The organism is Pantoea vagans, from assembly GCF_001506165.1.
Lineage (GTDB): Bacteria > Pseudomonadota > Gammaproteobacteria > Enterobacterales > Enterobacteriaceae > Pantoea > Pantoea vagans_C.
Map to the genome: position 1 here is coordinate 1,044,521 of NZ_CP011427.1, position 23,482 is coordinate 1,068,002.

The window sequence follows — 23,482 nt, forward strand, 5'->3', positions numbered from 1 at the left end:
AAAGTGACATCAGCATAGCAGTGTATGCGTTTACACTAAGCCGAAACGGGCCGAAGATCGCAACTTACAGAATTTTCTGTCGTCGTAACGATTGCTTGCCACAAATCACAGCGCGCTGATGATGAAAATCTCGCCAATTCAGCCACATTGCTGATACTTCGATTATTCCCTTAAGAAGGAGCTGTCGATGAAAACTCTCACTGTTGGCGACTATTTACTGCACCGTTTACAGCAGGCGGGTATCCGTCACTTGTTTGGCGTGCCCGGCGATTACAACCTGCAATTTCTCGACAGCGTAATCGATCACCCGGAGATCGCCTGGGTCGGCTGCGCCAATGAGTTAAACGCAGCCTACGCAGCGGACGGTTATGGACGCTGCAACGGTGCCGCCGCCTTGCTCACCACCTTTGGCGTGGGCGAACTCAGCGCAATAAATGGCATTGCGGGCAGCTATGCGGAGTATGTGCCTGTCATTCATATTGTGGGCGCTCCCGCCAGCCAAGCCCAGCAGCAGGGGCATTGTGTGCACCACTCTTTAGGCGATGGCGACTTCCATCACTTCCTGCGTATGGCACAGGAGGTCAGCGTCGCCAGCGCGGTGCTGACAGCGGAGAATGCCGTCGCGGAAATTGATCGTGTCATCACCGAGTCACTGCATCAGCATCGGCCGGGCTATTTATTGCTGGCGGTCGACGTGGCAGCCGCGCAGGTTGAACTCGCCGATTTACCGTCCTCAGTAACACCTGACGATTCCGCCGCTGCGGCTTTTGCGGCTGCCGCTGAACGTCTTCTGGCGCCCGCGCAGCGTGTCGCCTTGCTGGCGGACTTTCTCGCGGCACGCTGGCAACTGCAAAAACCACTGGCAACCTTGCGCCAGCTCCGTGCGATTCCCGCCGCTACCTTGTTAATGGGCAAAGGTGTACTGGATGAGCAGCAATCGGGATATGTCGGCACTTACGCCGCGGAGGGCAGCAGTGAAGCGGTACGCCGTGCTATTGAAGATACCGATGTGACGCTGTGTGTCGGCGTGCGCTTTACCGACACCTTAACTGCTGGCTTCACTCAGCATCTGCCTGCAGAACGCGTGATTGATCTGCAACCTTTCCACGCTACGGTGGGCGGAGAACGCTTCGCACCGTTGAGCATGGCGCAGGCATTGGCGGCATTGCTGCCGATTTATCAGCGTCACTGCGCACACTGGGCGCTGGCCGACCACGTTTCCTGCGAAGAAAATGAGCAACCTGATGATGCGGTAATCAGTCAGCGTGCATTCTGGCAGGCGATGCAGCGCTTCCTGCAGCCGGGTGATATTATCCTGGCCGACCAAGGCACGGCGGCGTTTGGCGCGGCAGCGCTGCGTTTACCACAGGGCGCGCAACTGCTGGTGCAGCCGTTATGGGGATCGATTGGCTATACTCTACCAGCGACCTTCGGGGCGCAAACCGCGCAGCCGGAGCGCCGCGTCATCCTGATCATCGGTGATGGCTCAGCGCAACTGACTATTCAGGAGTTGGGTTCGATGCAGCGTGACGGGCAACAGCCGATCATCTTCCTGTTAAATAATGACGGCTACACGGTTGAACGGGCGATTCACGGTGCTGAGCAGCGCTACAACGATATCGCGCCGTGGAACTGGACCGCGCTGCCGCACGCCATGAGTGTGCAGTGTCAGGCACAAAGCTGGCGGGTGAGTGAGACGGTGCAACTGACGGCGGTGATGGAGCAATTAATGCTGAATCGCCGGCTGACGCTGGTGGAAGTGGTGATGGAGAAACAAGACCTGCCACCTCTGCTGCGTAAGGTCACTGCCGCGCTGCATCAGCGCAACAGCGGGCAGGTTTAGGAAAATTGCCTCTATACACATGAGGCTGTGAACGTCAGGCTGTGCCACACATCTGAAGTATTGACGCCCATCATGCTGGTGGGCGTGATTGTTTTATTGGCAGGCTCTTATATAGTGTCCTGCAATTGTTTATGACCCAAGCGGAGCAGCAGAAGAATGACAAAATACGCCCTGGTCGGCGATGTGGGCGGCACTAACGCTCGTCTCGCCTTGTGTGAGGTGGAGACCGGCGCCATCTCCCAGGCCAAAACATTCTCAACATCAGACTACGACAATCTCGAAGCGGTGATTCGTGCTTATCTCGATGAGCAGAAGCAGGAGATCAAACACGCCTGTATCGCGATTGCCTGCCCAATCACCGGCGACTGGGTGGAGATGACCAACCACGATTGGGCATTTTCAACGCGTGAGATGAAAGAACATCTGGCCTTCGAGAGCCTGGAAATCATCAATGATTTCACCGCAGTCTCGATGGCTATTCCGATGCTTTCTGAAAATGAAGTGCTGCAGTTTGGCGGTAAAGCCCCGGTTGAAGGTAAACCAATTGCCATTTACGGTGCCGGTACCGGTTTGGGAGTTAGTCACCTGGTGCATGTGGATAAGCGCTGGGTCAGCCTGCCGGGTGAGGGCGGTCATGTTGACTTCGCGCCAAACAGCGAAGAAGAGGGTGAAATCCTTGAGGTGTTACGCGCCGAGTTGGGCCATGTGTCAGCGGAGCGTGTGCTGTCCGGGTCAGGGCTGGTGAATCTGTATCGCGCTATCGTTAAATCTGACCAGCGCGAGCCGGAAAATCTTAAACCTAAAGATGTAACGGAACGCGCACTACAAGACAGCTGCACCGATTGCCGTCGTGCACTGTCGCTGTTTTGCGTGATCATGGGGCGATTTGGTGGCAACCTGGCGCTGAATCTCGGCACCTTTGGCGGGGTGTATATTGCCGGTGGCATCGTGCCACGCTTCCTCGACTTCTTCAAAGCCTCGGGTTTCCGCGCTGCGTTTGAAGATAAAGGCCGCTTCCGTGATTACCTGGTGGATATTCCGGTCTACATGATTACTCACGATCAGCCAGGCTTACTGGGCGCGGGTGCGCATCTGCGCCAAACGCTGGGCCGCGTACTGTAACGCACAAGGGCGAGCGGCGCTGCGCCGTTCGCCTTATAACCTCATCAACTGGCGAAACGCCTTCACCTTGCTACGACTCACTGGCACCTGCGCATCCAAATCACGCAACTTCACCAGATAAGTGTTGTTAAACCACGGCTCGATCTCGCGAATTTTGCTGAGGTTGACGCAATACGAGCGATGGCAGCGGAAAAACAGCTGCTCCGGCAAGCGACTGCAAAACTCGCTGATCGCCATCGACATCACATAGGCTTCGCGGCGGGTATAAACAAACGTCAGCTTTTCATGGGCCTCAACGTAATAGATATCGTTGATATCGGTGACGATGATGCGCTCATCTTTCACCAGATTGACGGTCAACGGCGCACTCTGGGCTGATTGGGCCTGCGCGTGCTGCTGCTGCGCGGTGGCTTCGAGTTTGTTCAGCATGGTGATGATGCGCGACTCCTGGTAGGGCTTGAGAATGTAGTCAAACGCATCCAGTTCAAAGGCATCCACCGCATGCTCTTTCCAGGCAGTGATAAACACGATCAACGGCTTGTGAGCAAACTGATTAATGTTTTGCGCCAGCAGCATGCCGTCCAGAGACGGAATATTGATATCGAGGAAAATCACATCCACACGGTGGTTTTGCAGGTATTTCAACACCTCCAGACCATCATCAAAGCAGGCTTCGATAGCGATCTGACTGTGTTGCTGAATCATCCAGCTCAACTCTTGTTGAGCAAGGAATTCGTCTTCGACGATGATGGCTTTCACGCGTTGTGTTCCGAAATAAGGCTTAATGGCGCAGCCAGGCGCTGACCATTTTTACTCAGCGTAAAGGAGATCTCGGTGCCGGGTTGATGACGAATGATCGTTAGCCCCTGACCCGAAAGCAGTTTGACCCGATGATGGACATTCAGCAGGCCAATTTTATTGCCGGGCATCTCATCGCGCGCCACGCGAGCAATAACCTCTTCACTGATACCGGCACCGGTATCACGCACCGCCACGCGGACATTATCGCCCAAATCTTTCACGCTCAATGTCACCACACCCTTGCCGCGACACGGTTGGATCCCGTGCACAATGGCATTTTCCACCAGTGGCTGAATCAGCAGGCTTGGCAGAGAAAAGTGCAGGTCTTCATCGATGTCGTAAATCATCGAGAGCTTGTCGCCAAAGCGTGCCTGTTCAATGGCAATGTAATCCTTCACCTGCCACAACTCTTTTTTAATATCGATGGGCTCGTCATCGTTGAGTTCCAGGTTGTAGCGCAGATAACGCGACAGATTAATCACCAACTGACGCGCCGTATCGGGATTGAGGCGAATGGACGCCGAAATCGCGTTGAGCGCATTAAACAGGAAGTGCGGGTTGATCTTACTTTGCAGCGCGCGCAGTTCCGCTTTGTTGGCCATTTCGCGCAACTGCTCCGCGCGCGATACTTCTAACTGAGTGGAGATGATTTGTGACAGGCCAATCGCCATCTCTTTTAGCGAACCGGTGATGCGGTGCGCCCGGCGATAATAGATTTTTAGTGTGCCTGTCACTTCCCCTTTTTCCCAAAGGGGAATAACCAGCATCGAGTGAATATCTTTGGTGCGGTGCGCCTCATCATTATTCTTGATAATGATTTTGCCGCTGGCGATGGACTGCGCGGTGGTGGGGCTGATGCCATCATCCCCATTCTGGTAGTTATGCTCGCCGTAACCGACGTAAGCCAGAATTTGTTTGGTATTGGTGATGGCGACCGCGTCAGCATGAATATCGCTGCGGATGATATCGCACACCTGGCGTAATGACTGACTATTCACCTGGCGAAACAGCGGCAGGGTTTTGTTGGCAATCTCCAGCGCTAACTTGGCCTGACGCGCAGCAATCGCCTCCTTTTCACCCTCTACGCTCTGCACCAGCAGCACAATCAGGCCGATGCTGGATGCGCCAAGGATCATCGGCAGCGCAATCTCTGAGACAATCGAAAAGCCCAGAGACATCGGTCTGGCCCACAGCACAATCAGCAGCATGGTAAGGGTTTCGCACAGCATGCCGCCTAAGATACCGGCGCGCCAACGCTGCTCTTTACCCACCCGACGATTGATCACGCCTGACGCGATCCCGGCAATAATGCTGGTGATTAAACAGGGCACGGCGGTGACGCCATCCATATCAATCAAGTAACGATGCACACCCGCGATGACACCGGTGGCAATGCCGACCCAGGGGCCAAACAGAATCCCGCCTGACATCACCGCAATCACACGCACATTCAGCAACGAGCCATCCACGTTGATACCTGACCAGGTACTAAACAGTGCAAACAGCGAGAAAATCGCCGTCACCACCACTTTCTCTTTTATCGAATGCTCATCTTTCTGCAACAGCTGACGAAACACGCGCGTGCGCGTGAGGAAGAAAAGGCAGATCAGCATCAATGCAGCGCGGTCAAACACCGCCAGCAGCATGTCGAAGTGGGAAGGCAAGGGCATCTCTCAGACTAAGCTTGGATGGGGCTATGATAAAAAATGTGATCAAGATCTGCCAGCGCAAAGGCACCCGACAAACGCTTCTGATGGTGTAGATCAATTTTTAACGAGAATTGACAGCCGGCCATGATGATTAAACAGCAACTCCTATGCTTAAGGTCCAGAAAAGCCGCGTCCGAAGAGCGAAGCGTCCGCGGCATGGACGGCGCGGCCGATCTGCAGGGATGCGTGCTTCCTTTGCGATCGGACGCGGCTTTTCTGGATTGCGCACGGACCCGCAGCAAGAACATCAGGAAAAAGAGGAAAACTTGAGTAACAAAAAGAGGATTAATAAATCCGTGCGCTGAGCGCTGGTTGTCTATTGTCCGGTTTGCTATGTTGCCCTGAGTAAATTCGCGGAGCGCAGCAATGCAACTTCTCACCCCTCGTTTATCTCTGACTCGCTTACAACCCGAAGACTGGCAAATCTTTAAAGCCGTGCATGAAGACCCCGCGACCATGACATGGGTCAGCGAAATTCCTGATGAAAATGACATTCGCCAGCGTTTTAATGACCGGCTCGCGCCCTGGCAGGCCAGCAGTTTCCACATGCTCTGCCTGGTGGCGCGCCTGCGTGACACCAATGAACCTATTGGCCTGTTTGGATGCAGTGCCGAATGGCAGCCCTATCGCCAGGCCGAAGTGGGTTACATGCTCTGCCATCGCTTTACCGGAAACGGTTATGGCAGTGAAGCCCTGCAAGCGCTCTGTGACTTCTTGCTGGAGGCAGAATTTCATAAGCTCAAAGCGCTGGTTATCGAGGGGAATTGGCCATCGCGGCGCATTCTGGAAAAGAATGGTTTCGAGCTAGAGGGTACGCTACGGGATAATTACCTGTTAAACGACCAATGGGTGAACGATTGGGTGTTCGGTCGCCTGAATCCAGAAAATTAAAAAAATATTCTGTTGCTCTCGACAATTCTGTTATCAGCGCGTTATGTTCTTCTTCGGTCACCGCAGTGACCAGCGTCGCTCGGACGGTCCGGGCGCTAACGTAATCCAGAGGACATCATGGCTGATAACAGCACACCCCGTCGTTTCTCGCGTATTGAACGCCTTCCCCCATATGTATTTAACATCACCGCTGAGTTGAAGATGGCTGCGCGTCGGCGCGGCGAAGACATCATCGATTTCTCGATGGGGAACCCCGATGGCGCTACGCCGCCGCATATCGTGGAAAAACTCTGCCAGGTGGCGCAACGCGAAGACACGCACGGCTATTCAACCTCTAAAGGCATTCCGCGTCTGCGTCGCGCCATCTCGCGCTGGTACGCAGACCGCTATCAAGTCGACATCGACCCGGAATCGGAAGCGATTGTCACCATCGGTTCAAAAGAAGGGCTGGCACATCTCATGCTGGCAACCCTCGATCACGGTGATACCGTGCTGGTGCCAAACCCAAGCTACCCGATTCACATCTACGGCGCGGTGATTGCCGGGGCGCAGGTACGTTCAGTGCCGCTGGTGGCAGGCGTCGACTTCTTCAACGAATTAGAGCGCGCCATCCGCGAAAGCTATCCAAAACCGAAGATGATGATCCTCGGCTTCCCGTCGAACCCGACGTCACAATGCGTTGAGCTGGACTTCTTCGAGCGTGTGATTGCGCTAGCGAAACAGTACAACGTACTGGTGATCCACGATCTCGCCTACGCAGACATCACCTACGATGGCTGGAAAGCACCGTCGATAATGCAGGTGCCCGGCGCACGTGATGTCGCGGTGGAATTCTTCACCCTGTCAAAAAGCTACAACATGGCAGGCTGGCGCATCGGCTTTATGGTCGGCAACAAAGAGTTGGTCTCTGCGCTGGCCCGCATCAAAAGCTATCACGACTACGGCACCTTCACGCCATTGCAGGTCGCGGCCATTGCGGCACTGGAAGGCGACCAACAATGCGTGCGCGATATTGCGGAACAGTACAAACGCCGTCGTGATGTCTTAGTAAAAGGCTTGCATGAGGCGGGCTGGATGGTCGATCTGCCTAAAGCGTCGATGTACGTCTGGGCAAAAATCCCCGATCACTACGCGCATCTCGGTTCACTGGAGTTCGCCAAACTGCTGATGCAGGAAGCCAAGGTGTGCGTCTCGCCGGGCATTGGTTTCGGTGACTACGGTGATACCCATGTCCGATTTGCACTGATTGAAAACAGCGATCGTATCCGTCAGGCGGTGCGCGGCATCAAATCGATGTTCCGTGCCGACGGCATTTTGCCGGGAACGGTGAAAGCGCTGGATGAAGAAGAGTAAAAACTAAGAGGGGCGACACTGGTCGCCCCGCCTGGCATGATTTATTTGAGCATCAGCACGAAGGTGCCAACCCAGATCAACAGGAAGAAAGAAACTCCCATTAAAGCGTATCTCACAAAACAACTCCTCTGAGCGGTTACCATGCTGGTGATCCCACGCCAGCGTAACCCGAACAGAATAAGAGAAAGGTGAAGTTCATAACCGCTGCACGCTTTCTTCTCAGGTGGTTCCAAGCGAACTCAGAACAGGATCGAGCGCTAATTTACGCGCAATCGATCCGAAAATAAATAGGCCACTCCTGAGAGATTGCTCACATTTTCAGCGGGCTTCAATTTCTGGAATGGCGGACATGCCCACACGCAATTGCGCCAGATCCGGCTGGTTGGCATCCAGCACAATTTTTACCGGTAAACGCTGTACCACCTTGGTGTAATTACCAGTGGCATTGTCGGGTGAAATCGCGGAAAAAGTCGCCCCCGTGGCCGGTGCAATGCTGTCAACATGGCCGGTAAAGCGCTTGCCTGGCAACGCATCAACCTTCACCACCGCTTTCTGTCCTGGCTGCACATCGGCTAACTGCGTCTCAAGATAATTGGCCGTAATGTACGTCTGTTGCAACGGCACCACCGCCAGCAAACGGGTGCCCGCGCTGACGTACGCGCCCAGTCGCACCGACCGCTGTCCTACCATGCCATCCACGGGCGCGACGATGCGCGTATAGGAAAGATTCAGCTTAGCCTGGTCAACACTGGCTTGGGCGGCGGTCACATCGGCTTCCGCCTGACGCACGGCCGCCTGCAATACGCCCACCTGCTTGATGGCGGCGGCTAAAGCGGCTTCACTCTGGCGCACAGCTGCCGAGGCGGAACGCTGGGTCGAGCTGGCTTTTTGCTGTTCATCGGCGGCAATGGTGCCGCTTTTATACAGCTGATTGTAACGTGCTGCGCTTTGTCCGGCGTACTGAGACGATGCCTGGCTGGCGGCTAAGGTGGCTTTCGCCTCGTCAATGGTGGACTGCTGTTGCTCCAGTTGCGCCTGGCTGCTCAGCCGCTTGGCCTCACTCACTTGCAGATTTGCCTGCGCGGTTTCCAGCGCCACGCGGTAGTCACGATCGTCCAGCGTGGCCAGCAACTCGCCCGCTTTCACTTGCTGGTTATCCAGCACATTCACGCTGGCGACATAGCCGGACACTTTCGGAGCCACCAGGGTGTAATCGGCATTTACATAGGCATCATCCGTACGGTGATCGTTACCGGTCATTGATGACCAGACAAAAAAGGCCATTGCCAGCAACACGATTAATAAGGCGCTCAGCAGCACCGTTCTTTTCAAAGCAGAAGCTTGCATATCAATTATCTCGACGTCGTCGTAACAGGTTGAATCAGGGTTTGTGGTGGCCAGACGCGCTTTGGCAGCCAGGCGGTGAGCAATAACAGCAGCGCAGCGAAAGCGATCAGCATCTGATAACAGTCACTCAGGCTCAGCACCATCGCCTGGTGTTTCAGCAACGTGGCGAAACCGCTGAGGTTTTCAGCGCTGCTGGCACTGCCATCTGGCAATAAAGGAAAACTACTGCTCGATTGAGCACTGGTGGGGGCGGTCATCAGCCAGTCGCGGCTGGCGGCATTCCCTACCAATATGTTGGAGTGAAACTGCTCGCGATGGCTGATAAACCATGTCACCAGCGTACTGGCGGCAATGCTGGAGAAACCGCGTACCGTATTAAACATCGCTGAGGCGAAAGGCCCTTCCGGTGGGGCCACCACGCTGGTGGCGCTCATCAATACCGGCAAAATCACCATCGGCTGACCGAAAGCCTGCAGGATTTGAATCAGCCAGAAGTTCTGGCGTGCCCAGTCAGTGGTGATGTGCATCCCCATCAGGCATGACATCACCAGTAACGTGACGCCCGCCGTCAGCATCCAGCGGCAATCGATCCACCTTATGTTGAGCAGCGCGGCAACCAGCGGGGCGATCAACAGTTGTGGCAGGCCGATGGTTAACGCCAGCGGCGCGAATTGCAGCGTGCGGAAGCCTTCAACCTGAGCGAGATAGGCGGAGGGCAGGGCTGAGCCTGACAGCGATAAAATCAACACTCCCGCCAGAGCCAGTAATCCGTGCGTCAAATTATGCCGACGCAGCATCTGCAATTTGAACAAGGGTAACGGGTGAAACCATTCATTAATAAAGAACACAGTCAGCAATGCGAGTGCGCTGAATAATAGCGCGACGAACAAGGGGGAACTGAGCCAGTCAAGGCGCTCGCCTTGGGTTAAAGCCAGTATCAGCAGCGCCATGCCCGAGCAGCCGGTCAGCATGCCGAACAGATCGATCTGCCTGAAGCGCTCGAAGCGCAGTGGATCCTGTGGCAACCCCCAGCCAATCAACAGCATGGCAATCAGCATCGCGGGGACCACCTGCCAGAAAACAAACATCCAGCCGACTTCATCGGTCCAGAAAGCGGCCAGCGTGGCGGCGAGGTTGGGGCCAAAGGTCGCGGTCAAGGCATAGGCACCCAAGCCATACAGCTTAATGGGAGGCGGTAAAAAACGCAGTGCGACGGTCATCAGCAGCGGTGGCAGTGCACCACCGAACAGGCCCTGAATCACACGCAGTGCGATGAATAGCGTCGAGCCAGGCATTAAAGGCAGCAGTAATCCGCTCAGCATAAATCCGGTGCATACGGCCAGGGCGAAGCGTCGCAGTGAAAACGTCACGGCAAACCAGGGTGCGATCATCATGGCGGCCACTTCCGCGGCTTGGTAGGCGGAGATGATCCAGCTGCCTTGATCGTAGCTAATGCCGATCGCAGCTCGGATATCCGCCAGCGCGATATCGGTCACGCGGTCGTTTAATCCGGAAGTGAGCGCAGCTATCAGCACGCCAACCAACCCTAACGCCAGGCGCAAGGTAAACGGATGGGGAGCCGGAGCCGCAACAGGCTGGGCGTTCATAACAGGCTTCTCTTGTTTTTATTGATGCAGTGTATTGCGATGTGATACATGTCGCATCTTACATCTCGGTATGATGTATTGCAATGTGATACAGGGTGTAAAAGTGCGGTCATTCGCGCTAAAGTAGGGCAGGCCAAAAAGGAACGGACAATGGTTGAAATTCCCTCTAGCCGTGAGGATGAAAAAGCGGGTGGCATTCAGGTCATCGCGCGTGCGGCAAAAATTCTGAATGCGCTGGGTGAACATCCCGGCGGCATGAGTCTGGGTGAAATTGCGCAGGTGGTTGATCTCCCTCGCTCCACGGTGCAGCGCATCATCGCCGCGTTGGATAGCGCCCAACTGGTGCGTAGCAGCGGCGCGGGCGGTTTGCGTCTGGGGCCGGCGCTGCTCAAATTGATCTCCAGCGTGCACAGCGACGTAGTTGAAATCGTGCGCCCGTTCCTGGAACAACTTTCAGCAGAAATCAACGAGACCGTCTCACTGGCGCGCGCCAGCGGCACACAGCTGGCGATCGTGCATTATGTGGTGGCCTCACGTGAATTGCGTGTGGTGCCGCGTATTGGGCTGAATCTTCCGCTTTACAGCACCTCTGGCGGTCGCGCATTGCTGGCGCTGGAGAGTGATGACGATGTGCGGGTGATGGTCGGTGAAGCTTATAAAGAGCTGACCGAAATGACGGTGAAAACCCTGCCGCAACTGCTGGAGTTGATTGCAGAAGTGCGCATCAGCGGTCTGGCCATCGATCGCGGCGAAACGCTGGAAGGTATTTCCACCATGGCAGTGGCGATCGACACCTTGTTCGGGCGCTTTTCTATCTCGTTGCTGGTGCCAACCGCTCGTTTTCATAAACAGGAAGCGCGCTATCGTGAGGAAATCTTGAAGTGCAAAGAGGCGATAATTCGCGAAATTGGCAAAATGACCGCTGTGGAAGGATAACCAACTGATGAAAACGTTGCTGATGGCCATTGATAACTCACCGGTGGCAGAAAAAGTGATTGCGCTGACCATTGAACAGGCGTTAGCGCAACAGGCGCAGGTGACGGTGCTGTGCTGCGTCGATCCGGCCTATTCATCCTGCAATCAGCCCATCGAAATTGATGCTGGAGAAGATCCCGACGATTTCGTGGCCGCAAAAGATGAACAAAACACCGCAGAAATGGTGGTGCGTCACGCGCTGGCTCCACTATTGCGTGCGGGCGTAGCAGCGAAAGGCTTGATTTTGGCCGGTGAAGCGGCGGAAACCATTGTGGCCCAGTCCAATGTATTAAAGGCCAGCATGATTATTATTGGTCGCCGCCATCTCTCGCCTTTTAACCGTCTGCTGAAAGGTTCGGTTAGCGCAGCCGTTATCGAGCGCGCCAACTGTCCGGTATTGATTGACGTTCGCAAGGATTAATCACGCTCCATGCTCTCGCTTTTCCCCATTACGCTGGTGGCCTTTGTGCTGCTGGCAATCATCATCATTGTGTTGGTTCGCACCACATCGCTGCGTTTATGGCAGGGAGTGATTCTCTTTCTGCTGCCGTTAGTGCTGGCCAACTTACTGTGGTTTAGCTGGCTGCATCCTCGTCAAGAGCGGCAGGCGCTGGCTCAGGAAGTCTCGACACAACTCAGTCTGGCTCCGGGCTATCGTTTGCTGAAAACCCAGGAACCGGCACTATGGCAATTGCTTAACCGAGAACTGCTCCACAAGCGGATGGAAGGCGTTCCCGCCGACCAGGCGCTGGGTGAACTACGGGGCTGGCTGATGGATTTAGTCAACCAGCGTATGGCGCGTGCCGATGATGCTACGTTGGTCAATTATTTGCGCGTCTCAGTAGAAGAAATGCAGGCATTGCAGCAGCCTGAACCACAGCGCTGTTTCCGTTTTCTTTACCCACAGGTCAATGGCGGGATTAACCTGCAACAAGCCTTGTCACCGGAACTCTACCAGCGGGACGCACAGGCACTCGATCAGCTGTTGCTAAAGAGCACAGGCAACGATCAACCCTTGGATCAGGCCCTGGCGCAGCGGGATTTGCAAAGCATCGTCGAAAAACTCTACGGGAAGTGGGGCGATAAACTGCAACAGCTCAACATGCCAGCAGACACCGCCGTCGATCGCAGCGCGATGTGTGCCATGTCGATTGATCTCTACAGCGGCATTCTCGCATTGCCTGCCAAACAAGCCGCCAATCTTTTACGTAAGATGGTCAGCCTAACCGGTTAGCGTTAGCGGGCAAAAAAAAGCCCGCTCAGCGCGGGCACAAAGGTCACTATTGGTTTTCTTTTCTGGGTATCACCTGGTGTGGTGCAGACTTTGTTACGTCTGTAGGCATCTTCTCATTGCCTATGAGTGAAGGAAAACCGTTTGGTTTTATCAATTTAATTGGTAAAAACTTTGTTTTTTGAAAATTTTCGCGCCTGATTCCTATAGATGCGCGCGATGCTGCCTTTTAAACTGCGGCATCTAATGAGGACATCCTAATGAAAAAAATATTTATTAGCGCGATGGCGCTCTTTATGCTGGCCGGTTGTAGTGTCAGCAAACCCGGTGGATTTGAACGTGTTGATGAAGATACCAGCTCAAATACTGTTCAGTACCGCTACGATCCGCAAAAGCTAAATAAAGATGCGATGGAACTCGATCTGGCTAATTACTGTAACCAGCGCGGTTTCGATAAAGTGGAATCATTGCCTGCGCAGGAAAGCCATTTACCAGGATTAAAGAAAGCCTGGTACCAATGTAATTATGCGGTAAAAAGCTAAAAGAAAGGGCGGGATAAATTCCCGCCCTTTTTATTTTTTTATTATTTGCTGTGTGTGCTTTGCCCAATTACCAGTGGCGACCATGGTAGCCACGGTCATGATGCCAGCCGCCATTACCCCAGCCGGGACCGTGTCTGTAACCGTCATGGACGATACAGCCACTCAACATGGTCATAATGGCCGCAACCGAAGCAATTTTAATAAACGTTTTCATGGAGAGTCCTCCTCTTTTTCAATGAAGCCAGATTACTGGGAAAAAGTGGAGTGAAGATGCAGGGAATGTAGAGTTATTTCTGGATCTATTACCAGATATGTCAATTTAAAGCTAAAAACGTCTGGGCGGGGAATAAACCAATCAGATAAAGCTGAATACATAAAGATAATAGCGCGAATAATCTGAAATGCAATACTAAATAACAGCTGTTCTCAATAACGCTTTATTTGTGCAGAAAAGAGGGAGAAAGAGGATGCCGCACAGGCTGCGGCATCCCGGAAAATTAATTATGCAGCAAAGGTTCGCTGACGTTTTGACGATTTGGCAGACGGATACTGAGCGACAATACCAGCGAAATCACCAGCAGCGTCATAATCAGGCTGAAGGTGACGGTAAAGCCGCCGAACACCGAAGCCACCAGAGAACCCATTACGCTGCCGATACCAAAGCCAAGGTAAATCAGACCGTAGTTTTTGGTCAGGTTATTGAGACCGAAGAAATCACTGACCAGCGACGGGAACACGGTGATGGTGCCGCCAAAGCTAAAGGCGACACAAGCCAGCGACAGGAAGAAGGTGGTTTCATTCATACGCGTGAACAGCAGGATGCTCATGCCGACCAGCGAAACCATCTGTGCCAGAGAAATCACGCGAATACGTGCCATTTTATCGGACAGTACGCCAAGAATCAGACGACCGCTAAGGTTAGCAATGGCAATCACCGTGACCGCATTGGCTGCCGTTTGTGTGGTCAGATGCACCATACCTTCGCCGATATCTTTCGCTACGCCGATAACGTAAAGGCCGCTCATACACGCGGTGAGGAACATCAGCGCCAGCATCCAGTACTGCGGCAAACGTACTGATTGCGCCAGGGTGTAATCTTTTGCCTGCAACTGCGCATTACCGCTGGTTTGCTGCACTGGTGCATCACGCATCATCAAGGCACCGATGATAATCATGCTCATGGCCAGCACACCCCAAATCATAAAGGTGTTTTCAAGGCCGTAGGTACTCAACAACGCACCACAAATGAATTTAAAGCCGAGGCTGCCTAATCCATAGGCACCAATCGAAAAGGCGGAGATCAGCCCTTTACGCTCTGGGAACCACTTTACGCAGTTAGACAGGGTTAACAGGTAACCGGCACCATCAGCCAGACCGACCAGAATGCCTGCGCTGAGATACAGCATCATCAGGTTATCGGCATGGGCGGTGAGCCAGAAGCCGACGGCCATTAAGATCCCGGCGCCGATGGTGACGTTGCGAACGCCGAATCGTTCCTGCAGTTTGCCCGCCAGTGACGAGGCGATCGCCAGTCCCAGACTTAACAAACCAAACGAGAAAGCGACCTGGCTGATTGGTGCATCCAACTTATGCGCCAGTTGGCCGTTGAACAGGCTCCAGGTGTAGACCGAACCCAGGGCAAACTGGGTGATGATGGTGCCAATTAGGGTAAACATACGAGTACGCTGGTGTTGCGCGGTTAGGGCTGTTTTCATTTTTATCTCTCCCCTCAGGGAATACGGAATCTGCAGCGATAATAAGCGCCTTACGCGCGTGCGGGGCAGGTGAGGGCGTGAATGGACTGGAGGGCGGAATGAAATGCAGTGAAACGGGTATGAATGGCATTGGCAACGAATAAACGAAGCGTGAGTGTCAATCAACAACAGGAGATTGCTGTTAGTGAGTATTTGTAATGAGTTGTATCAATTGCGCCCTATCGCCTGCAAATTCGCCAGCTTTTGCCAGGCTTAAAACTCACTAAACAGGAGGAAATATGACAGACCGAGCATATGAATCCGCGTCAAGCGAGGATGAAGTTTGCTGCATCATCGGTCAGGCGGTGATCGAGTTAAGCGATGAGCATCAGCCTGTGACTAAATCCACGCTGTCGCTTAAACTACTGGCTATGGCCGATCGCGACAGAGATGATGAACGCGTTCTGCTTTACTGGATTGCCAGAAAAGCCATCAATAAACCTCACCAGCTCAATATCGGCGTGCAGGGCTGGCGTTAGAGGAAAAAAGAGCGGGCGCAATGCCCGCTCTCGCTTTATCAGGCCAGGCGCAATTTGCGCGCCTTCGGCCAGCGTACGAACATCACCATGTTCCCTGCCAGAATCATCACCAGTCCAACAATCGCATTGTCATGCCACTGATATCCTTCATAGACGGTGGACAGCGTGAGCGCCACCAACGGGAATAGCAGGGTGCTGTAAGCGGCCTGACTGGCACCAATACGGCCTACTAACGTGAAATAGGCGCCAAAACCCAACACAGAACCAAAGATGGCCAGATAACTCATTGAGCCAAGCCATTGCAGATTGAGCGCAGGGGCCAGTGAATCACCGTTCAGCAGTGCCAGAACCGCCATCATAATCGCGCCATACAGCATGGCGTAGCTGTTGGTGGTCAGCACGTCGCGTTGACGACGCTGGTGGCGGGTGGAGATCATATTACCCAGCGAGAAGCCCAATGTGCCCAAGGCACTGAGTCCGACGCCCCACAGCAGCTGTGGCGCGGGATGTGCAGCCTGAATATCATTCCAGAACAGCGCGACGATTCCTCCTAGCCCCAATACTGCCGCAGGCAACAGGCGAAACGGTGGGCGCTGGCGGAAGAAAATCCAACTATTGAGGGCGTTATACAGCACCGCCATGGAGAAAATCACTGATTCCAGTCCGCTGCTGATCCACGCCGCCGCATGATAAAAACAGACGAAATTGAAGCCGAACACACAGCAGCCTTGCAGCACGCAAAACAGGTGGTCTTGTTTGTCCAGTGGTCGTAGGCGTTTTAACAGTTTCAGGATTACCAGCATCAGTACAGATGCCAGTAAGAAACGCCAAAACACCGCCACCAACACCGGGGTATTGGCGGCATCTTGTTGTAGAAAAATCGCGATCCAGGTGGTGCCCCAAATAAGCACGACTGCAAGGTAAAGCATTATGTTCATCAGATACTCTCCAGCAAAATCATGGCTGCAGTGTGCTGATTTCAACGCAGAGACGCTTGCAGGGCTTTGCGGGATAATTGCAAAATCTTGCGCATTTTTTCCATCATGTCCCATGCTGGTCTGTCTTCTGTCCGAAGAGATACGTAAACTGTGCCTAATTGAACTGCGAGTAGACACCTTCCATGCCTGATTACCAGACCTTCGACATGCTGCAGCGCCACAAAGCGCAACTGCGAGATAGCGTGCAGCTGTCGAGTGGCATCAAGTTGGCGGCGTGGTTTAACAGTGGCGATCGCGTGACCAATCTCAGCGATCACCATACGCTCAGCCTGTATACCGCAGATGGCTATGACACCTGGCATAAAACGCCCCACGGCTGGCGCAACGGTGGCGGCCCGGATCGCTTTTGCCTGATGCCTTCCGGTGTGGAGTCCACCTGGGACCTGCGGTCAGATTTATCGTTTGTGCATCTCTATTGTACCGATGCGCATTTGCGTCATCTGGGTGAGCAGATTTGGGATCGCAGTCCCGCTCAGCTCAATCTGCACGAAAAAATCTTTGCCGATGACGATCGCATCACGCAGCTTTATCGCCATTTCCTGCTGAGCGTGGACTGGCAGCAACCTGCTAACCAGTTAATGTTGAGCAGTGCCTCAACTTTGCTGATGACGCATCTTTTACAGCGTTACAGTGAAGTGCAATGGCAGGCACCTCAAGTCCGAGGCGGCCTTGCCCCAGCGGTGCTGCGTCGTGTGCTGGCGTATATTGATGCCCAGCTGGATCAGCCATTAACCCTGGCGCAATTAGCCGCCGAAGCTGCCTTAAGCGAATACCATTTTGCACGCATGTTCCGCAGCAGCGTAGGTGAAGCACCGCATCAATATGTGATGCGCCGCCGCATGGATACCGCACTGCAACTGTTGAAGTTCAGCTCCCTGCCGTTAACCGAGATCGCACTGCGCTGTGGTTTCCACTCCTCCAGCCACTTCAGCAACCGCTTCCGCCAGCAGCATGGCGTCACGCCTTCGGTGTGGCGTCAAAGCGCGCATCAGATTTAATTTCGCTGTAATTCACTGAAACAGCCGAAATTACACTGCGAGAAACGTCTCAGATTCATTCACGCACATGCTTAATGCGGTGATTTCTCCATCGCTTGAGATACAATACAAACCATCAAGATGTTGTTTTTATTGTTATAATTACGTGTTCAACTTATGAGGTTTTGCAAAATGGCAGTTTTGACGGTGCGGAGTGACACCCTGCTAAACAGAGGGGCATTTCTGTCTGAGCAGAACAGGTTCCATTATCCAGGGGACAATGACGGAGGAAACATGTTCGAATCGCGCGTTGTAAAACTTGAATCTGATGTCAAATACATTCGACGTGATGTGGATGAGTTAAAGGCTGATGTAAAATCCATTGATAGAAATATGGTCACCGTACTTGAAAAACTGGACAGCATCAAAGAGTCACTCGCTAAAAAGCCTTCAACAGATACAGTCGATAAGAAGATCTCTGAAGCTAAGCTCTCGATTTTACTGGGTGTTCCAGCCTTAATCGCTGTTGGCAGTGCAGCCTACAAGTTGATAACGCATTTTTACTTCGTATGAAGACCCGGAATTATTTGTGGTTAATTGATCCCTTCGCCAGTTATCGAACATCTTTGCGAGTAAATCTGATTCTTCAATCTGTTTGATTGTGAGGAGGAAGATGGCGTCACACCCTCGGTGTGGCGTCAAAGCGCGCATCAGATTTGATTTCGCTGTAATTGACTGAAACAGCCGAAGTTATCTCTGCGAGAATCGTCTCATATCTCCTCTCTGACACCGACATTGTGATGAATTTGCGTTTAGACGCTGTACAATGAAAGGCATTAACACATTGTTATTCATCATTAAATTACATGTTCAACTTATGTGAGGTAGTAAAATGGAAATGCGCGTGTCGAAGTTGGAGGCTGATGTGCTTGAGATGAAATCGGATATTAAAACGATGAAAACCGATATTAATACGTTGAAGACTGATACGGAAACGATGAAAAACGATATTAATACATTGAAAAGCGATACGGAAATCCTGAAAACCGATATGGCATCGGTGAAAACTGATATCGCGGTGATCAAATCCAACTACGTCACCAAAGGCGATCTGCATCAGGAGATAGCTAAAATTCATGTCGAGATCACCAAACAAACCAAATGGATCGTGGCAGGTATGTTGAGCACGGCTGGGCTGAGCCTGGCGTTTGCACGCTGGTTGTTTTGAATGGGGGAATGCGGCTACTGGTGTCCCCTGCAGGAATCGAACCTGCAACTAGCCCTTAGGAGGGGCTCGTTATATCCATTTAACTAAGGAGACCTTGTTTTCTTTACTTCCGAATTAACCGAAGTGGTTTCTATACTACCGTAAAACCTCAGATTTTAACAACCGTTACAGTTCTAACTGTGTGAGTTTGTTTCGATTGTTTCTTAATCAAATCTTGTTCGTTCACTTGTCTTTGAGTACACAATGAGTACAGAATGCAATTAAACAGTGTGTACAGGACATAAATAAGTGGCACTCAGCGATACCAAGCTTCGCAGCATCAACGGCAAGCCATACGATGGCCCTGCAGAAGTCACTGACGGTGACGGACTCAGCGCGCGCATCACTCCCACCGGGACAATAGCTTTTCAGTTCCGCTTCCGCTGGAATGGTAAACCCGTTCGCCTGACTGTTGGCCGCTATCCCACCACTACGCTCAAAGATGCTCGTGTCATCGTTGGCGAGATGCGCGGATTGTACACGAAGGGTATCCACCCTAAAACCTACTTTGCCAGCAGCAAGGGTGAATTAACGCTGAAAGAGTGCCTGGATGAATGGTGGAACAAGTATGTTGATGGACTAAAGGCCAACACAAAGATTCTGTACAAGTCGGTTGTGTACAACACGATGTACACGGAATTTGAGGATATACCGGTTGCCAACATCCCTGTGTCACAATGGGTTCTGTTCTTCGACAAACAAGAAAAATTAAATAAGAAAAGGGCGAGGGTGCTGCTTCTGCAGCTCCGTTCTGTGATCAACTGGTGTATCAGCCGTCAGCTTATCCCATCTTGCGAATTGACCAAGTTAAGCGTTAAAAACATCGGCAAGAAACCTGACGTTGGTGATCGTGTACTCACCTATACGGAACTCGCAAAAATATGGCTGGCGCTGGAAAACAGTAAAATCACCACCTCTAACCGAATCCTCCATCAGCTGCTTTTACTTTGGGGCGCTCGCCTGTCTGAATTACGCCTGGCGACCGCTTCAGAATTCAATATGAGCGACTACATATGGACCACGCCCGCCATCCATTCAAAGATGGGTAATGTTATTCGCCGTCCTATCTTTGAGCAGGTAAAGCCTTACATCGAGAGGCTACTTGCTACCGACAATAAAATACTCTTCCCCGGCCAGGAACTGGACAAGGCAATAGACAGGTCCTCATCAAACCTCTACATGAGGAAGTTACGGAGCGGAATTGAAATACCAGAATGGCGAACACACGATTTCCGGCGTTCTCTAGTCACCAACCTATCCAGTGAGGGGATAATGCCGCATGTCACTGAGAAAATGCTGGGACATGAGTTAGGCGGGGTAATGGCTGTTTATAACAAACACGACTGGCTAGAGGATCAGCGCAAAGCGTATGAGCTCTACGCTGATAAAATCTTTTGGCATGTTAAACAGCTCGGTTAACGCCACCTGATTCAATCCAGCGCTGAACGGCTTTGCGGCTGTAGCGCGCTGGATGAGTCAGAACAGGCGAGGGGAAGCCGTGGCATTTACGCAAGCGCCACAGAGCGGTGCGCGCTTTGCCAATTTCCTGCATAACTTCCTGTTCGCTCATAAAATCAGTATTCATATTTCCTCCACGCTTCCTGCTGCAACAGGCTTGTTGTGCCGTGACATGTCACGGCTTAAGTTTGGTTTCGTGCCACCCAAGGCGGCACCAACACGCATCTTCTTTCTTAAAGCAGCAATCCTGCACAGGCAGTGAATCACCGCACTTCCCACACTGACGTTTACTCATGGACTTAAAGAGGCTGCGCTTACGAGCATCGTCCTGTCGAATAAGCAGAGAGATGTACTCGGTCATATCGTAGGGTTCACGACCTGGCCGACGAGCGGCGCAGTTGTGAGCCAGCATTGCGACTTCCTGAGCATCGAGCACCAGTTCAACCTTAGTTTCACCGGCAGCGGCCTGACGTGCCCGCTGCGCTGCTTTGCGCTCTGCAGGTGAGGCCATCAATCGTCATCCTCTTCTGTTTCTTCCAGAGCATCACGAAAAGCCACTGCGACAACCTTGCCGCCAAACACTTCCATGTGCGCGTGTACTGGCGGCTCTTTGCCTTCTTCGAACTCAACAACGAAAGTTAGCCTGGACATCACTCCACCTCCGGCGCTGCTGCTAACATAGCCTGCCAGCAAAGCAATGCACAGTGCGCCGCCTGCTGACATCCGCTCATATCTTCATATGCAGCCCATTCCTCAGGTGCGCTCCAGAACTCATCAGGTTTTGATTCGAAACCACGAATTATCATGTCTTCAGTTGGCTCGATTGGTACCAGCTTCCAACCATCAGGAAACTTGTAACGATGGCTTACAGGTTGCTGAATGAGCGCAGCCATATCATCAATGCAACGATTCCAAATTTGAGCTTCTGCTCTGTTCATTTCCAGGTCAGGAGCACTACTTGAATAATAATATTGTTCAAATGGTCGCTTACCGCGCTTAGCCTTCTCCGGCAACTGATTACTGTTCATTGGTTGGCTCCTTGCCATCAGAAGCTCCGTTAAGAAATACAGCTTCTACAAATTGGATATAGTCATCTGAATCCAATGCCAGCAACCCCGGCGTTGGCTCAAAATCGCTCGTTGTTTCCCAACGCTTCGTTGCGTGGTTGAGTGCAATCGCCGGGTTCAGCTCACGGTAAGCCCTTAAATCCCGCGTAGCTGTAGGCTCGGTGACACCAAACATGCTAGTTATGTCAGACCGATTGATAGCACCGCTGGTAATCATCATCGCCTCAATGAAGCGCAGACGAACTTGTTTGAAATCTTCGTAACGCATCACTCACCCTCCACGCGCTTAAACTCAATCACCCACACCCACGGGTTAGCCTGCCAGCTTTCCTCTCCGTAGATAGATCGCCACAGGCTATGGAAACCGAGGAAGTGCTTATCACCGATAACGCAACATTCAGTTGGCGCACCTTCTGATTTTGCATCTTCCTCACTGTTATCCTGCAACCGCTCCACACGAACGCCGGTAATCTCCAGCGTTATGCGGGAAGCCCAGCGCGGCATGTGGATGGATGGACGCCAAGGGATTTCTTTTTCTGAAAGCAGTTTCCCACCTAAACCAATGCAGTCGTAGAAGACGCTTGGATTGGAATCCTTCCATTAGCCGCGTAGAAAAGCCCAGCCTTAATACCAAACCGGGCGCTACCATTTAGATGCTCATGCGGGTCACCAAACAATTCAGAATCCCATGGGAATACGTCGTACTCGCTACCAGTTTCAGCATCACTAGTTTCGCGCGCGACCTGCCACGTCTCACGCACCCACAGGCGATCACCTACTGCACCGAACGGGCAACATTCACGGTAATAGCTCTGACTGTTTGCGTGCTGGTGGCCGGACTCAAGTGGATAGCACTCACCAATGCTGGCGGCAGCATCGATCATCTTGAGTTGGCGAGGCGACAACATGCGCCGCGTCTGCGTCTTCCTGCCTTCCAGAACTGCACGAACCATTTCGCCGTTGAAAATCATTCCACGTTCACGCATTGTCGCCACACTTAGCCGCTGCGGCGCGCTCAGCGAACAACTCTGCTTTCTGATCATCAGTCAGCATGTCGTCAGAAACGATGGCAGCGTACTTTCCGCCTTGCCATGAAACAGGTTCACTTTCACGAATAGCTTTGTTCAACGCTTCTGCTGCGAGCCAGATTGCTTCGGGTATATCGTGATGATCACCGCCGTCAGGAATGATTTCTTCGCAGTGATCATTCATGTCGATTTCGCGCGGGTAATTCGGTTCGCAGATTAGTAATTTCAGCTCCGAAGGAAGCACGTTGTGTTCCTGGCAATGGTCAACTAAAGATTCTGCGTCGAAGAAGTATTTATCGTCATCGAAAATCACCAACGGCTCACCGGCCCACGGCTTTCTCTCCAGAGACTGGAACTGCTTAAGGCGACTTTCTTGCCAGCATTTATCACACCAACCATTGCTCGCGTGCGAACCATGTACGGGGTTTTTAGAGCAAATGCGGTGAGTACTGCCGCAGTAGCGCGCCATGTGCTCATCATTTCCCCAGAAGCGACCATTACGATCAACCCAACCGGTAACGGTCTGAATGCTTGCCGCTTCGTCAGATTCGTACATGACAACATTTGGTTTCTTTTGAATGTTCATGACACCACCTGCAAGTTAGGTCGTGAGCGCAGCAAATCCATTTCCATCTGAGAGATGATGTTTATTGCGTGAGCAATACCGGGCTGCTGGTGGTTAGCTAAAATGCCAATCATCCGCTTAGCTTCACCGAGCGCCTCGCTACGCATAACACGAATCCATTGGTCGCAAGCAGGGGTAGCTAGTGCAACATTGATTTCATCAATCAGGCCGATATCAGCATCTGTCTTCTGCAAAGCTGTAATCGCGTCAGGAAGAACACTGTTGATGCGCAGCACTTCAGCAGCCATTACATTGGCACGAGCATTGGAAACATCGAGACGGTTAGCCAACTCGGTGACCATCTTTGCGATTACGATGATTGGCGTGTCCATGCTCATAGCAGCAGCGAATGCGTGACCTGCTTTCACCAGTTCTTTGTTTGATTGTTGATTAGTCATGCTGGTGGCC

Annotated in this window: 28 protein-coding genes, 1 tRNA gene and 1 pseudogene; 13 read left to right on the forward strand and 17 right to left on the reverse strand. The window is 52.6% G+C overall.

The annotated features are described in order from the left end of the window. Positions 1 to 187 precede the first annotated feature (187 nt). Together LK04_RS04795 and glk are read left to right on the forward strand one after the other, a co-directional pair. Positions 188 to 1,843, forward strand: a complete 1,656-nt coding sequence (locus tag LK04_RS04795) for an alpha-keto acid decarboxylase family protein (RefSeq protein ID WP_039327382.1) — start codon at positions 188 to 190, stop codon at positions 1,841 to 1,843. 156 nt (positions 1,844 to 1,999) lie between these two features. After that, positions 2,000 to 2,965 (forward strand): glucokinase, encoded by a 966-nt coding sequence (gene glk / locus LK04_RS04800; protein WP_039327379.1) that lies wholly within the window; start codon positions 2,000 to 2,002, stop codon positions 2,963 to 2,965. A 33-nt stretch (positions 2,966 to 2,998) separates the two neighbouring features. Here the strand turns inward: glk and LK04_RS04805 are convergent, their stop codons facing one another. Together LK04_RS04805 and LK04_RS04810 are read right to left on the reverse strand one after the other, a co-directional pair. Further along, positions 2,999 to 3,724, reverse strand: coding sequence for a LytR/AlgR family response regulator transcription factor (locus LK04_RS04805; RefSeq protein ID WP_039327375.1), 726 nt, complete (start codon positions 3,722 to 3,724; stop codon positions 2,999 to 3,001). Continuing rightward, entirely contained in the window at positions 3,721 to 5,412 is a 1,692-nt protein-coding gene (locus LK04_RS04810) for a sensor histidine kinase (RefSeq protein ID WP_039327372.1), read from the reverse strand. Before LK04_RS04810 ends, LK04_RS04805 begins: the two co-directional genes overlap by 4 nt. 429 nt (positions 5,413 to 5,841) lie before the next feature. Here LK04_RS04810 and LK04_RS04820 point away from each other — a divergent pair, with 429 nt between their 5' ends. Together LK04_RS04820 and alaC are read left to right on the forward strand one after the other, a co-directional pair. Beyond that, positions 5,842 to 6,366 (forward strand): GNAT family N-acetyltransferase, encoded by a 525-nt coding sequence (locus LK04_RS04820; protein ID WP_039327364.1) that lies wholly within the window; start codon positions 5,842 to 5,844, stop codon positions 6,364 to 6,366. 117 nt (positions 6,367 to 6,483) lie between these two features. Beyond that, positions 6,484 to 7,719: an alanine transaminase gene (alaC, locus tag LK04_RS04825; protein WP_039327361.1), complete on the forward strand. Its 1,236-nt coding sequence runs from the start codon at positions 6,484 to 6,486 to the stop codon at positions 7,717 to 7,719. Positions 7,720 to 7,760: 41 nt separating this feature from the next. Here the strand turns inward: alaC and ypdK are convergent, their stop codons facing one another. The 3 genes from ypdK to LK04_RS04835 form a co-directional block, all read right to left on the reverse strand. After that, complete coding sequence (gene ypdK, locus LK04_RS20490) at positions 7,761 to 7,835, reverse strand: membrane protein YpdK (RefSeq protein ID WP_100701370.1); 75 nt, start codon at positions 7,833 to 7,835, stop codon at positions 7,761 to 7,763. 202 nt (positions 7,836 to 8,037) lie between these two features. Next, a complete protein-coding gene (locus LK04_RS04830; protein WP_039327358.1) occupies positions 8,038 to 9,066 on the reverse strand; it encodes an HlyD family secretion protein in 1,029 nt (342 codons plus the stop codon). Positions 9,067 to 9,071: 5 nt separating this feature from the next. Beyond that, a complete protein-coding gene (locus LK04_RS04835; protein ID WP_039327355.1) occupies positions 9,072 to 10,673 on the reverse strand; it encodes an MFS transporter in 1,602 nt (533 codons plus the stop codon). Positions 10,674 to 10,823: 150 nt separating this feature from the next. Here LK04_RS04835 and LK04_RS04840 point away from each other — a divergent pair, with 150 nt between their 5' ends. The 4 genes from LK04_RS04840 to LK04_RS04855 all read left to right on the forward strand — a co-directional run bounded on the left by LK04_RS04840 (position 10,824) and on the right by LK04_RS04855 (position 13,421). Beyond that, on the forward strand, positions 10,824 to 11,609 hold the full coding sequence (locus LK04_RS04840) for an IclR family transcriptional regulator (RefSeq protein ID WP_039327351.1): 786 nt from the start codon (positions 10,824 to 10,826) through the stop codon (positions 11,607 to 11,609). A gap of 7 nt (positions 11,610 to 11,616) precedes the next feature. Continuing rightward, positions 11,617 to 12,069 carry a universal stress protein gene (locus tag LK04_RS04845; protein WP_039327348.1) on the forward strand — a complete coding sequence of 151 codons (453 nt, stop codon included), beginning with the start codon at positions 11,617 to 11,619 and terminating at the stop codon, positions 12,067 to 12,069. Positions 12,070 to 12,078: 9 nt separating this feature from the next. Continuing rightward, a complete protein-coding gene (locus tag LK04_RS04850) occupies positions 12,079 to 12,882 on the forward strand; it encodes a hypothetical protein (RefSeq protein ID WP_039327345.1) in 804 nt (267 codons plus the stop codon). Between the two features lie 257 nt (positions 12,883 to 13,139). Further along, positions 13,140 to 13,421, forward strand: a complete 282-nt coding sequence (locus tag LK04_RS04855) for a membrane lipoprotein lipid attachment site-containing protein (protein WP_039327342.1) — start codon at positions 13,140 to 13,142, stop codon at positions 13,419 to 13,421. Between the two features lie 67 nt (positions 13,422 to 13,488). Here LK04_RS04855 and LK04_RS20710 read toward each other — a convergent pair whose 3' ends face one another. Further along, positions 13,489 to 13,635 carry a hypothetical protein gene (locus LK04_RS20710; RefSeq protein WP_197063290.1) on the reverse strand — a complete coding sequence of 49 codons (147 nt, stop codon included), beginning with the start codon at positions 13,633 to 13,635 and terminating at the stop codon, positions 13,489 to 13,491. Positions 13,636 to 13,918: 283 nt separating this feature from the next. Further along, positions 13,919 to 15,136 (reverse strand): MFS transporter, encoded by a 1,218-nt coding sequence (locus LK04_RS04860; protein WP_039327340.1) that lies wholly within the window; start codon positions 15,134 to 15,136, stop codon positions 13,919 to 13,921. Between the two features lie 278 nt (positions 15,137 to 15,414). On the opposite strand from LK04_RS04860, the gene LK04_RS04865 reads away from it, so the two are divergent. Continuing rightward, on the forward strand, positions 15,415 to 15,654 hold the full coding sequence (locus LK04_RS04865) for a hypothetical protein (protein ID WP_039327337.1): 240 nt from the start codon (positions 15,415 to 15,417) through the stop codon (positions 15,652 to 15,654). A gap of 38 nt (positions 15,655 to 15,692) precedes the next feature. Here the strand turns inward: LK04_RS04865 and LK04_RS04870 are convergent, their stop codons facing one another. Beyond that, positions 15,693 to 16,592, reverse strand: a complete 900-nt coding sequence (locus LK04_RS04870; protein WP_039327414.1) for a DMT family transporter — start codon at positions 16,590 to 16,592, stop codon at positions 15,693 to 15,695. 182 nt (positions 16,593 to 16,774) lie between these two features. On the opposite strand from LK04_RS04870, the gene LK04_RS04875 reads away from it, so the two are divergent. From LK04_RS04875 to LK04_RS04885, 3 genes are all read left to right on the forward strand, one after another. Further along, positions 16,775 to 17,650, forward strand: coding sequence for an AraC family transcriptional regulator (locus LK04_RS04875; protein ID WP_039327334.1), 876 nt, complete (start codon positions 16,775 to 16,777; stop codon positions 17,648 to 17,650). Between the two features lie 273 nt (positions 17,651 to 17,923). Further along, entirely contained in the window at positions 17,924 to 18,202 is a 279-nt protein-coding gene (locus LK04_RS04880; RefSeq protein ID WP_039327412.1) for a hypothetical protein, read from the forward strand. 331 nt (positions 18,203 to 18,533) lie between these two features. Further along, positions 18,534 to 18,857 carry a CCDC90 family protein gene (locus LK04_RS04885; protein WP_231568819.1) on the forward strand — a complete coding sequence of 108 codons (324 nt, stop codon included), beginning with the start codon at positions 18,534 to 18,536 and terminating at the stop codon, positions 18,855 to 18,857. Between the two features lie 18 nt (positions 18,858 to 18,875). Here the strand turns inward: LK04_RS04885 and LK04_RS04890 are convergent. Continuing rightward, positions 18,876 to 18,950: transfer RNA gene (locus LK04_RS04890), tRNA-Arg, on the reverse strand. Positions 18,951 to 19,145: 195 nt separating this feature from the next. On the opposite strand from LK04_RS04890, the gene LK04_RS04895 reads away from it, so the two are divergent. Next, positions 19,146 to 20,315 (forward strand): tyrosine-type recombinase/integrase, encoded by a 1,170-nt coding sequence (locus LK04_RS04895; protein ID WP_039332521.1) that lies wholly within the window; start codon positions 19,146 to 19,148, stop codon positions 20,313 to 20,315. Here the strand turns inward: LK04_RS04895 and LK04_RS04900 are convergent. The 8 genes and pseudogenes from LK04_RS04900 to LK04_RS04935 form a co-directional block, all read right to left on the reverse strand. Continuing rightward, positions 20,299 to 20,481 (reverse strand): helix-turn-helix transcriptional regulator, encoded by a 183-nt coding sequence (locus tag LK04_RS04900; protein ID WP_039332520.1) that lies wholly within the window; start codon positions 20,479 to 20,481, stop codon positions 20,299 to 20,301. The genes LK04_RS04895 and LK04_RS04900 overlap by 17 nt on opposite strands. Before the next feature lie 48 nt (positions 20,482 to 20,529). After that, positions 20,530 to 20,865, reverse strand: coding sequence for a hypothetical protein (locus LK04_RS04905; protein WP_039332518.1), 336 nt, complete (start codon positions 20,863 to 20,865; stop codon positions 20,530 to 20,532). Beyond that, positions 20,865 to 21,005: a hypothetical protein gene (locus tag LK04_RS20715; protein ID WP_197063333.1), complete on the reverse strand. Its 141-nt coding sequence runs from the start codon at positions 21,003 to 21,005 to the stop codon at positions 20,865 to 20,867. The genes LK04_RS04905 and LK04_RS20715 overlap by 1 nt, the downstream gene beginning before the upstream one ends. After that, positions 21,005 to 21,382 (reverse strand): hypothetical protein, encoded by a 378-nt coding sequence (locus tag LK04_RS20720; RefSeq protein WP_052206086.1) that lies wholly within the window; start codon positions 21,380 to 21,382, stop codon positions 21,005 to 21,007. Before LK04_RS20720 ends, LK04_RS20715 begins: the two co-directional genes overlap by 1 nt. Next, positions 21,372 to 21,689, reverse strand: coding sequence for a hypothetical protein (locus tag LK04_RS04915; RefSeq protein WP_039332517.1), 318 nt, complete (start codon positions 21,687 to 21,689; stop codon positions 21,372 to 21,374). The genes LK04_RS20720 and LK04_RS04915 overlap by 11 nt, the downstream gene beginning before the upstream one ends. Next, positions 21,689 to 22,407 (reverse strand): annotated as a pseudogene (locus LK04_RS20290) (hypothetical protein). The gene LK04_RS04915 and the pseudogene LK04_RS20290 overlap by 1 nt, the downstream one beginning before the upstream one ends. Further along, positions 22,400 to 23,035, reverse strand: a complete 636-nt coding sequence (locus tag LK04_RS04930) for a hypothetical protein (RefSeq protein ID WP_039332516.1) — start codon at positions 23,033 to 23,035, stop codon at positions 22,400 to 22,402. Before LK04_RS04930 ends, LK04_RS20290 begins: the two are co-directional and overlap by 8 nt. Further along, positions 23,032 to 23,472: a hypothetical protein gene (locus LK04_RS04935; protein WP_039332514.1), complete on the reverse strand. Its 441-nt coding sequence runs from the start codon at positions 23,470 to 23,472 to the stop codon at positions 23,032 to 23,034. The genes LK04_RS04930 and LK04_RS04935 overlap by 4 nt, the downstream gene beginning before the upstream one ends. Positions 23,473 to 23,482 lie beyond the last annotated feature (10 nt).